An 11,425-nucleotide genomic window follows, 5' to 3' on the forward strand; every position below is an offset into this window, starting at 1 on the left:
GCGGGAGGTGAAAAATGCGGATTTTAGTTTATCGCTGGAAAGCATACAATTACATGGACATTGAACAGACATTTGCTGCGATGGGGCATACCGTTGATCACATCGAGCAAAAGCTGGGCAATTACGATATCGAACCGGAATTTGAGAAAATTTTAACAAAGAAAATCCATGAGCAGGATTATGATTTGGTATTTACGGTTAATTATTTTGCGGTAATTTCCAATGTGTGCCAAAGAGAGCAGATTCCATATGTGTCCTGGACCTGTGATAATCCATTGATTAGCATGTATCATGAATCGGTTTTTCATGATTGTAATTATATTTTTACCTTTGACCAGACCAATTACCTGGAATTTAAGCAAATGGGGGTGAAGCACATCTGGTATCTTCCGCTTTCGGTGGACGCAAAGCGTCTGGATTCCCTGATGAACCAGGCGGATGATTTGTATCAGTACCAGGCAGATGTTTCTTTTGTGGGAAGTCTTTATGAACGCAATTCTTATGACAAAATAAAAAGTTCTCTTCCAGAGTATTTGCGTGGCTATTTTGATGCAACCATGGAGGCGCAGATGAACTTAAGCGGAGCAAATATCATTGAGCCGATGCTCACCACAGAGATTCTGGAGGAATTGCAAAAGTATTTTCGCCTGGAAAAATCGGAGGGGTCTTTTTCGGATTTAGGCCTCATTTTCCAGACAACGGTATTGGGATTTAAAATAGCGGAGATTGAGAGACGGCGTGCCCTTTTGGAACTGTCGAAATATTTTAAGGTGCATGTTTACAGCAACAGTGATACCAGCGATTTTTTGAATATCCAGTATTGCGGGTCGGTGGATTACTGGTCACAGATGCCGAAAGTATTCCGTGCATCTAAAATAAACCTAAACATGACGATTCCCAATATTAAAAGTGGAATTCCACTAAGAGTGTGGGATATCCTTGGTTCAGGTGGTTTCCTGCTGACCAATTATCAGGCGGAGATTCCGTACTATTTTGAAGAAGGAAAAGACTTAGTCTGCTTTGATGGCATCGAGGATATGAGGGACAAAGTAAAATATTACCTTTCACATGAGGAAGAACGTGCTAAGATTGCAAGAAATGGATATGAAAAAGTAAAAGAGCATCACACCTATGTGGATCGCCTTTCGAAAATTCTGACAATTGTAAAAGAGGAGGAGGCAAAACGAAATTAAGTTCTGCTTCTTCCTCTTTCTATAAAAATTAACAATACTCGTCTAACATCATTCCAGAATAAACGGAAGTGATATATGGTGTTGCAAAGTTTTTTCCAGGATTTTTGTACGCAACCAAAGTCCGGTCGACATATTTCAGCGGGTCCAAGGAAGCGTTCATGGCTCTTTCATTCAAAGTGTCCTTAAATGTGTTCAAGGTAGAAAGATAATCGGTTACATCCCCGGAAGAAACTACATTTGTCAATGTATCGCGGTTCACGTGAATAAAACCGTCGTGTTCGACCTCAAGTCCAATGGAATCTAAAATACGTTTCTGGGAGAGCGCAACAGAACCCATCTCATAGAGCAGCAAATGATTTTCGTGGGTGGATGTCGATTCTTTTCCTAATGAAAGCATGTTGTTATAAGCATCCGCAAGTGTCTCTATGTTATCTGCAATTGCCTCTGTATTCGGCTTAAATCCAACAGTGGTAGATTCCCCATCCGAAGATACGCCATGTAGGGTAACTTCGATGGCATCATTTACCGTAAACGTATTGGAAAAGGAAGTACGTTCGTTTCCATTTAAGGAAAAAACGGAATTCTGTGCCACAGAGCTGACACGGTCAATGCCAAGCAAATGCATAGCCTGGATGGAAGAATTCTCAGCTTGAGGCATAATATGGAAAAGAAAATCCTCATTTTCATCCAAACCGGTCTGGTTCGAACGGATTTGCAAAGCAGATTTCCCATCGTCATTCGAAATTACTTCCGCATTTAATCCAATAGCAGAATTTGAAATGAGCTTTGCAAGCTTTTTCTGCACATCAAGGTTGGTATCGGTTCTTCCGACGTTAAACTGGAATTCATAAGCGCTTTTTGAGGTAACAAGATCAAAAGAATACGAACCCGGCGCAAAGTCTCTTGCCTTTTCAGATAAAAAGTTTCCGGTGTTAATCTGTGGCAGGGCAAGCTGACTCACCTGAATTTCAAAGTCATCCATATCGTCGGAGGAAGAGTTATCCCCAATGTATTGTGCGGTTGCAACGGATTCGTCTGAAGTGGTTGCAACTTTTTTCTCGAAGGCATTTGCCAGCCCATCCTCGGAATCGGAGGATAAAGAAGCAACTATATTTTGAATATTACGGGTATTTTCCTTAATATCGATTGCAAATTTCTGAACGTCTCCCGAATTGGAAATTTTATACAAAGGAGATTCTTTGTTCAGTTTGACCATACGATTATAGACATCGCGAAGCTGGCTCTTTTTATGAGCATCATAGCGCGACACATTCGAACTGCCGTATGTGGTTAGATAGTAATTATAGACAGAGTCTATCTTAGTCATTAGAGTCTCCTCCTTTCTTCCTTGAAATATGTGATGCAAAAACATCACAATAAGAGACATAAAAAAGAATCCTGCTATCCAAATTGCCACATCCTTGTGACAAAAGTTTTATCTAATATAAGTTTTTCCTATTATAATATGAAATAATAAATCCTACAATATCTATTTCGGCAATTTTTGGAATAAGTTTAGCCGAAAATGGGAATTTTTGAAAAATTGCTTGCCTGTAAAAATAAGAAATGCTAAAATAAGTTTTGTAATGCAAAAAATAATAGTTGACGTGAAAAAACGTTTGTGATATATTAGACTAGCGATGGAAGTAGGTCTTTTTTTTATGCCTTTTTTTAGGTGTAAAAGAAAACACAAAGAAATTAAGTGGAGGTGGAAGTTGTGCGCACTAAGATTACATTGGCATGTACAGAGTGTCAGAGACGTAATTACAACATGACAAAAGACAAGAAAGCTCATCCAGACAGAATGGAGACCAAAAAGTATTGTAGATTCTGCAAGACTCATACATTACACAAGGAAACCAAATAGGCTGAGCAAAGGAGTGAGAACATGGGAGAAACCGAAAAATTAGAAAAAGCTCCAAAAACGAGCTGGTTTGGCGGTCTCAAGGCTGAATTTCAGAAGATTATTTGGCCGGAAAAGAAATCACTTGCAAGACAGACGACAGCAGTTATCGCTGTTTCTGTTGTATTAGGTCTTTTAATCGCTTTAATGGATACCGTAATCCAGTATGGCGTTGATTTCCTGGTAAATTTATAAGTTTTAATGGAGGCATAGGTGATTTATGGCAGAGGCACATTGGTATGTAGTTCATACCTACTCAGGATATGAGAACAAAGTCAAAGCAAACATCGACAAGACAATTGAAAACAGACACTTGGAAGACCAGATGCTGGAAGTTCGGGTACCAATGCAGGATGTTGTCGAGATGAAGAATGGCGCAGCAAAACAGGTATCGAAGAAAATGTTTCCGGGATACGTGCTTATCAACATGGTCATGAACGATGATACATGGTATGTGGTAAGAAATACGCGTGGTGTGACTGGGTTTGTTGGTCCGGGATCCAAACCTGTACCGCTCACCGATGCTGAAATGTTACCTTTGGGAATCAAGACTGATGACGTTGAGGTAGATTTTGCAGAAGGTGATGCAGTTGTAGTTACCGGCGGTGTCTGGAAAGATACCATTGGTGTAATTCAGTCGATGAACCACAGCAAGCAGATTGTTACCATCAATGTTGAATTATTTGGTCGCGAGACACCAGTAGAAATAAGTTTCGCAGATGTTAAACTTTGCAATTAAGCAAAAAAAAGTAATCAGCCTGACAGAAGATTAGGCAGAGCCCCAAAAGGCTCGGAAATGAATTAAGGAGGCAATTCCAATGGCAAAAAAAGTAGAAGGATATATCAAATTGCAGATTCCTGCTGGTAAGGCAACACCTGCTCCTCCAGTTGGACCTGCTCTTGGACAGCACGGCGTTAACATCGTTGAATTTACAAAACAGTTTAACGCAAAGACAGCCGATCAGGGCGACTTAATTATCCCTGTAGTTATTACAGTATACGCAGACAGAAGCTTTAGCTTTGTTACAAAGACACCACCTGCTCCTGTATTAATCAAAAAGGCTTGCAATATCAAATCTGGTTCCGCAGTACCTCAGAAAGATAAAGTTGCAGTTCTTTCAAAAGCAAAATTACAGGAAATCGCAGAATTAAAAATGCCTGACTTAAATGCAGCATCCTTAGAAGCAGCTATGAGCATGATCGCAGGAACTGCAAGAAGTATGGGTGTTACAATCGAAGAATAGAGCGTAAAAGATATTCTTTAAAACGATTGATGTAAATGAAACAAGTGGGAGGGCCCTCTCCCGATAATACCACCAGGAGGTTTATTTAAATGAAAAGAGGAAAGAAATATCTTGAAGCTGCAAAATCTTTCGATAAAGCAGCTCAGTATGATGTTGCAGAAGCTATCGGATTAGTTAAGAAAAATGCAACAGCTAAATTTGATGAGACAATCGAACTTCACATCAGAACAGGTTGTGATGGTCGTCACGCAGAACAGCAGATTCGTGGTGCGGTTGTATTACCACACGGAACAGGTAAAACTGTAAAAGTTTTAGTATTTGCAAAAGGTGCAAAAGCTGATGAAGCTACAGCAGCTGGAGCAGACTTCGTTGGTGGAGAGGAATTAATTCCAAAGATCCAGAACGAAGGATGGTTAGATTTCGATGTAGTAGTTGCTACACCTGACATGATGGGTGTTGTTGGACGTTTAGGACGTGTACTCGGACCTAAAGGTTTAATGCCTAACCCAAAAGCTGGAACAGTAACCATGGATGTTACAAAAGCGGTTAACGACATCAAAGCTGGTAAGATTGAGTATAGATTGGACAAAACAAACATTATCCACGTGCCAGTTGGAAAAGCTTCTTTCACAGAAGAACAGTTAAGCGACAACTTCCAGACCCTTATGGGTGCTATCAACAAAGCAAAACCTGCTAGCTTAAAAGGTCAGTACATTAAGAGCGCAACAATCGCTTCTACAATGGGACCTGGAGTAAGATTAAACGTAACAAAAATTACTCAGTAGTAATTTGTTTGTTGACATCCAGAATAGAAAATGATATAATTGCAAAGGTTTGTGGCAGAAATGCTCAAATCTTTGCATATTGCCGAAGACAGTAGGTGCCGCAGGGCGTAACGATTAGACCTACCGAGGGAATCTTTCGATGATTTATCATCATAAGAGTGAATGATGACCTCTCTGTCTGCGGATAGAGAGGTTTTTTATATGAATCGGTTTACATCGGTTTGTGAACCTCTAAATGTCTTTTATGCAACAAAAATAATATAAGGAGGTGCACGATTCGTGGCAAAAGTAGAACTTAAACAGCCTATCGTACAGGAAATTTCTGAAAACATCAAAGATGCTCAGTCAGTTGTAGTAGTTGACTACCGTGGACTTACTGTAGCAGAAGATACTCAGTTACGTAAACAGTTAAGAGAAGCTGGTGTTACTTATAAAGTATATAAGAACACATTAGTTAACCGTGCAATCGAAGGTACAGAATTTGCAGGACTTGCTGACGTTCTTGAAGGACCAAGCGCATTTGCAATTTCTACTACAGATGCAACAGCTCCAGCCAGAGTATTAGCAAAATTTGCGAAAAACGCTCCAGCATTAGAGTTAAAAGCAGGTGTTGTAGAAGGTACATTATACGATGCACAGGGAATCAATGCAATCGCATCTATTCCATCAAGAGAAGAACTTCTCTCCAGATTACTTGGAAGTATGCAGTCACCTGTTACCAACCTTGCTCGTGTTCTTAACCAGATCGCAGAAAAAGGTGGCGCAGCAGACGCAGAAGTAGCTGCTCCAGCAGAAGAAGCAGCAGCCGTTGAAGAAGCTCCAGCTGAGGAAGCTCCTGCAACAGAAGAATAATCCTATATATTAATAGGAAGAAATGTAAAAATCAGACCGGCAAAGTCCGGTGAATATTTAAATTTTAATGGAGGATATTAAAATGGCAAAATTAACAACAGCAGAATTTATCGATGCTATCAAAGAGTTAAGCGTATTAGAATTAAACGATTTAGTAAAAGCTTGTGAAGAAGAGTTCGGCGTATCTGCAGCAGCAGGCGTTGTAGTAGCAGCAGGCGGAGACGCAGCAGCAGCTGAAGAAAAAACAGAGTTCGACGTAGAGTTAACAGAAGTTGGACCAAACAAAGTTAAAGTTATCAAAGTAGTTCGTGAAGCAACTGGTTTAGGATTAAAAGAAGCTAAAGACGTTGTAGACGGAGCTCCTAAGGTAATCAAAGAAGCTGCTGACAAAGCAACAGCTGATGATATCAAAGCTAAACTTGAAGCAGAAGGTGCTAAAGTTACTTTAAAATAATCACGTAAGCTACAAGCAGAGTGAAAATAAAAAGGGAACCCAGCAGGAAATTTATTTCCGTGTCGGGTTCCCTTTTTGTTTTCATTCGGCGCCAGCCGTGTGTTCATGAAGCTCTGCTTCATGAACTAAACTCTGCTTGTAGCTTGCGTGAAGTGGTGGGGTTCGTCGGCAGGAAATTTATTTCCATACAAGGTTCCCTTTTTATTTTGTGCCAGCCGTGTGTTCATGTAACTCCCTAGTGACAAAGTGCCTCGAATATGCAATAATAATCTTTGATTATAAAATTTAGAAGACTTTCGTGTGAGAAAACAGATTTTTCACACGCAGCTTTGTGCCTGCGTAGGTGTTAATGTACCGAAAATTTTTCGGGTTACGGAAAGGGATGGTTTTAGTATGAAAACAGGTTTAAAGGTTTGGCTATGGTTTTTGTTTATCGTAAACATCATTAGCGCATTTGTGGTAGCGACAGCAGCGTTGTTTGCTCCGTTATTATGGGTAAACGTTATCGCAGAAATAATATTGGTTGTAGGAGTTTGCCTACTGCTTTTTGGAAAGAAGAAAGTGGGATTCTACCTGATGTGTGCGTGTGCGGTGATTTCATTTGTGGTGAATTTGATTTCTGGCACCAATATTGCAAGTGCAATCGTAGGACTGATTCTTTGCCCGTCCATTACATATTTGCTGTTGAAAGATGGCTGGGAGGAATTTCAATAGCATGAAGCTTTTGGAAGCGGTGAAATCAGAACAACACACTATAATGGATTAAATTTATCAAATACCTGTCCGGATATCTGAGAGGATTTCCCGGACAGGTATTTTTATGTAATAGGAAATTTCGTTCTTATTACATAAAAAATGCTCCGCAAGCAGGGTTCTTTCTTGGCGATTTCGGAAACATTTTCTAGAGATAATAAAAATTCCTATATTTTATATAGAAGAAAAAGAAGAAACACCTCAAAGAAAAAAGTAACAAAATTAAAAATAGTACTTGACGTATAACAAAAGCTTGTCGTATAATATACGTTGCACTATTGTGGTGCAGTGGGTTTTTTAATATATGCACAGATGATATTTGCTATATTTGGTAATTTAAAATAAAAACGAGAGGTGAAACGTCAATGGAGAAAAACAGAATACGTCCAGTGAAAGCTGGAAAAAGCATGCGTATGAGTTACTCGAGACAAAAAGAGGTATTGGAAATGCCAAACCTGATAGAAGTTCAGAAGGATTCCTATCAGTGGTTTTTGGACGAAGGTCTGAAAGAAGTATTTGCTGATATCTCTCCAATCGCTGATTACAGCGGACATCTTAGCCTGGAATTAGTAGATTTTACATTATGCGAGGATGATGTAAAATACACAATCCCAGAGTGTAAGGAACGAGATGCAACTTATGCAGCACCTTTAAAGGTCAAAGTAAGACTTTACAATAAGGAAACTGATGAAATCAGTGAACACGAGATTTTCATGGGTGATCTTCCTTTGATGACAGAGACTGGTACTTTCGTAATCAACGGTGCAGAACGAGTAATCGTAAGCCAGTTGGTACGATCTCCAGGTATCTACTACGGAATCGCACATGATAAAGTAGGTAAGACATTGTATTCCTGTACTGTAATTCCAAACCGTGGTGCTTGGTTAGAGTACGAAACAGACTCCAATGACGTTTTCTATGTTCGTGTTGATAGAACCAGAAAAGTGCCAATCACAGTATTGATTCGTGCACTTGGTATTGGAACAAACCAGGAAATTATTGATTTGTTCGGTGAGGAACCTAAAATCGTAGCAAGTTTTGGCAAAGATGTTGCAACAAACTACGAGGAAGGTCTTTTAGAGTTATACAAAAAGATTCGTCCAGGTGAACCTCTTACTGTAGAAAGCGCAGAGAGTTTGATTTCTGCAATGTTCTTCGACCCAAGAAGATATGACCTCGCAAAAGTTGGACGTTATAAGTTCAACAAGAAATTAGCACTCCGCAACCGTATCAACGGACATGTTCTTGCAGAAGATGTTGTTGATGTGACAACAGGGGAAATCATTGCTGAAGCTGGAACGGAAGTGACCAGAGAATTAGCAGATGATATCCAGAATGCGGCAGTACCATATGTATGGATTCAGACAGAGACAAGAAATGTTAAAGTCCTTTCCTCCATGATGGTAGATTTAAGACATTATGTAGACTGTGATCCAAAAGAGCTTGGTGTCACAGAATTAGTATATTACCCAATTCTTGCTCAGTTGATGGAAGAGCATGCAGATGTAGAAGAATTGAAAGAAGCAATCAAGAAAAATATCAGTGATTTGATTCCAAAACACATCACAAAAGATGATATTTTTGCATCTATCAACTACAATATGCATCTGGAATATGGTATCGGTCATGATGACGATATCGATCATTTGGGTAACAGACGTATTCGTGCGGTTGGTGAATTATTACAGAACCAGTACAGGATCGGTCTTTCCAGATTAGAGAGAGTAGTTCGTGAGAGAATGACTACCTTAGATATGGACAGCATTTCTCCACAGAGCTTAATCAATATCAAACCGGTAACAGCTGCAGTAAAAGAATTCTTCGGTTCTTCCCAGCTGTCCCAGTTTATGGATCAGAACAACCCACTTGGTGAGTTGACACATAAGAGACGTTTATCCGCATTAGGACCTGGTGGTTTGTCCAGAGACCGTGCAGGATTCGAGGTTCGAGACGTACACTATTCCCACTACGGTAGAATGTGTCCTATCGAGACTCCTGAAGGACCTAACATCGGTCTTATCAACTCTCTTGCATGTTACGCAAGAATTAACGAGTATGGTTTCATTGAAGCACCATACCGTAAAATTGATAAATCAGATCCAAAGAATCCTCGTGTCACAGACGAAGTTGTATACATGACCGCGGATGAAGAGGATAATTATCACGTAGCACAGGCGAATGAGGCACTGGACGAAGAAGGACATTTCGTAAGAAATTCTGTATCTGGTCGTTACTTAGATGAGACACAGGAATACGAAAAGACCATGTTCGATTACATGGACGTATCTCCTAAGATGGTATTCTCAGTCGCTACTGCATTGATTCCGTTCTTGCAGAACGATGATGCGAACCGTGCGCTGATGGGATCTAACATGCAGCGTCAGGCAGTTCCACTTCTTACAACAGAAGCTCCTGTTGTTGGAACAGGTATGGAACCAAAGGCAGCTGTTGACTCTGGTGTTTGCGTTGTTGCAAAGAAACCAGGTATTGTAGAAAGTTCCGAATCCAATAAGATTACAATCAAAAACGATGATGGAACAAGAGAAGTATACAAATTAACAAAATTCTCCAGAAGTAACCAGTCAAACTGCTACAACCAGAGACCAATCGTGTTCAAAGGTGACCATGTAGAAGCTGGCGAGGTAATCGCAGATGGTCCATCTACATCACAGGGTGAATTAGCACTTGGTAAGAACCCATTGATCGGTTTCATGACATGGGAAGGTTACAACTACGAGGATGCTGTTCTTTTAAGTGAAAGATTAGTTCAGGATGATGTATACACATCTATCCATATTGAAGAATATGAAGCAGAAGCACGTGATACTAAATTAGGACCGGAAGAAATCACAAGAGACGTTCCTGGTGTCGGTGATGATGCGTTAAAAGATTTGGATGAAAGAGGTATTATCCGTATCGGTGCAGAAGTTCGTGCCGGCGATATCCTGGTTGGTAAAGTAACTCCAAAGGGAGAGACAGAGCTGACAGCAGAAGAGAGACTTCTTCGTGCAATCTTTGGTGAAAAAGCAAGAGAAGTACGTGATACTTCCTTAAAAGTACCTCATGGTGAATATGGTATCGTTGTAGATGCAAAAGTATTTACAAGAGAAAACGGTGATGAATTATCACCAGGTGTAAACCAGGCAGTTCGTATTTACATTGCACAGAAGAGAAAAATCTCTGTCGGTGACAAGATGGCTGGACGTCATGGTAACAAGGGTGTCGTTTCCCGTGTATTACCTGTTGAAGATATGCCATTCCTTCCAAACGGCCGTCCTCTTGATATCGTACTTAACCCATTGGGTGTACCATCCCGAATGAACATCGGTCAGGTCTTGGAGATTCACTTAAGTCTTGCTGCAAAAGCATTAGGATTTAACATCGAGACACCTGTATTCGATGGTGCAAAGGAAATTGATATCCAGGATACACTGGAATTAGCAAATGATTATGTAAACTTCGAATGGGAAGACTTTGAAGCAAAATACAAAGACACCTTAAACGAAGATGTTATGAAGTACTTATATGACAACAGAGCTCACAGAGCTTTATGGAAAGGTGTTCCAATTTCCCGTGATGGAAAAGTTCAGTTACGTGATGGACGTACTGGAGAACCATTCGATTCACCGGTAACAATCGGACACATGCATTACCTGAAGCTGCATCATCTGGTAGATGATAAGATTCATGCACGTTCTACAGGCCCTTACTCCTTAGTAACACAGCAGCCATTAGGTGGTAAAGCGCAGTTCGGTGGACAGCGTTTCGGTGAGATGGAGGTATGGGCACTGGAAGCTTATGGTGCATCCTACACATTACAGGAAATCTTAACTGTGAAATCTGATGATGTTGTCGGACGTGTTAAGACATACGAAGCAATTATTAAGGGTGATAATATTCCAGAACCAGGAATTCCAGAATCCTTTAAAGTATTATTAAAAGAACTTCAGTCCTTAGGTCTTGATGTCAAAGTCTTAGACGAGAACAGAAATGAAGTAGAATTAATGGAAACAAGCGAATACGGCAATACAGACTTGAATTCAATCATCTCCGGAGACAAAGATTTCGCATTCGAAGATAGTGAGTCCTTCTCCAAGATGGGATTCTCCAAGAAAGAATTCAACTCTGAAAGCGGAGAACTTGTAGATTCCGAAGAAGAAGAGACAGATGACATTGAAGAAGGTTTTGACTTCGCAGATGACATGTCAGAAGATGGATTTGATGAGTAAACTACTGTAGAA

11 protein-coding genes and 1 other annotated feature are annotated in these 11,425 nt (G+C 40.2%); of the genes, 10 read left to right on the top strand and 1 reads right to left on the bottom strand.

All coding sequences use genetic code 11. The features are described 5' to 3' along the window. Positions 1–14 precede the first annotated feature (14 nt). On the top strand, positions 15–1,193 hold the full coding sequence (locus BIV16_RS14045) for a CgeB family protein (RefSeq protein WP_075680073.1): 1,179 nt from the start codon (positions 15–17) through the stop codon (positions 1,191–1,193). Between the two features lie 28 nt (positions 1,194–1,221). Here BIV16_RS14045 and fliD read toward each other — a convergent pair whose 3' ends face one another. Next, positions 1,222–2,520 carry a flagellar filament capping protein FliD gene (gene fliD / locus BIV16_RS14050; protein WP_075680072.1) on the bottom strand — a complete coding sequence of 433 codons (1,299 nt, stop codon included), beginning with the start codon at positions 2,518–2,520 and terminating at the stop codon, positions 1,222–1,224. A gap of 390 nt (positions 2,521–2,910) precedes the next feature. On the opposite strand from fliD, the gene rpmG reads away from it, so the two are divergent. From rpmG to rpoB, 9 genes are all read left to right on the top strand, one after another. Beyond that, on the top strand, positions 2,911–3,060 hold the full coding sequence (gene rpmG, locus BIV16_RS14055) for a 50S ribosomal protein L33 (protein WP_075680071.1): 150 nt from the start codon (positions 2,911–2,913) through the stop codon (positions 3,058–3,060). Positions 3,061–3,081: 21 nt separating this feature from the next. Next, positions 3,082–3,291, top strand: a complete 210-nt coding sequence (gene secE / locus BIV16_RS14060) for a preprotein translocase subunit SecE (RefSeq protein WP_075680070.1) — start codon at positions 3,082–3,084, stop codon at positions 3,289–3,291. Between the two features lie 25 nt (positions 3,292–3,316). Further along, on the top strand, positions 3,317–3,835 hold the full coding sequence (gene nusG, locus BIV16_RS14065) for a transcription termination/antitermination protein NusG (RefSeq protein WP_075680069.1): 519 nt from the start codon (positions 3,317–3,319) through the stop codon (positions 3,833–3,835). 79 nt (positions 3,836–3,914) lie between these two features. Continuing rightward, positions 3,915–4,340, top strand: coding sequence for a 50S ribosomal protein L11 (gene rplK / locus BIV16_RS14070; RefSeq protein WP_075680068.1), 426 nt, complete (start codon positions 3,915–3,917; stop codon positions 4,338–4,340). A gap of 89 nt (positions 4,341–4,429) precedes the next feature. Continuing rightward, positions 4,430–5,125: a 50S ribosomal protein L1 gene (gene rplA / locus BIV16_RS14075; protein WP_075680067.1), complete on the top strand. Its 696-nt coding sequence runs from the start codon at positions 4,430–4,432 to the stop codon at positions 5,123–5,125. 64 nt (positions 5,126–5,189) lie between these two features. Next, positions 5,190–5,333 (top strand) — a sequence feature (ribosomal protein L10 leader region). A gap of 71 nt (positions 5,334–5,404) precedes the next feature. After that, positions 5,405–5,977: a 50S ribosomal protein L10 gene (gene rplJ, locus BIV16_RS14080; protein WP_075680066.1), complete on the top strand. Its 573-nt coding sequence runs from the start codon at positions 5,405–5,407 to the stop codon at positions 5,975–5,977. An 82-nt stretch (positions 5,978–6,059) separates the two neighbouring features. Next, on the top strand, positions 6,060–6,431 hold the full coding sequence (gene rplL / locus BIV16_RS14085; protein WP_075680065.1) for a 50S ribosomal protein L7/L12: 372 nt from the start codon (positions 6,060–6,062) through the stop codon (positions 6,429–6,431). A gap of 393 nt (positions 6,432–6,824) precedes the next feature. After that, the gene (locus tag BIV16_RS14090; protein ID WP_143524727.1) at positions 6,825–7,145 is read left to right on the top strand and encodes a hypothetical protein; all 321 of its coding nucleotides are present in this window, start codon (positions 6,825–6,827) and stop codon (positions 7,143–7,145) included. A 404-nt stretch (positions 7,146–7,549) separates the two neighbouring features. Continuing rightward, positions 7,550–11,413, top strand: coding sequence for a DNA-directed RNA polymerase subunit beta (gene rpoB / locus BIV16_RS14095; RefSeq protein WP_075680063.1), 3,864 nt, complete (start codon positions 7,550–7,552; stop codon positions 11,411–11,413). Positions 11,414–11,425 lie beyond the last annotated feature (12 nt).

The organism is Roseburia sp. 831b, assembly GCF_001940165.2.
Taxonomy (GTDB): Bacteria; Bacillota; Clostridia; order Lachnospirales; family Lachnospiraceae; genus Roseburia.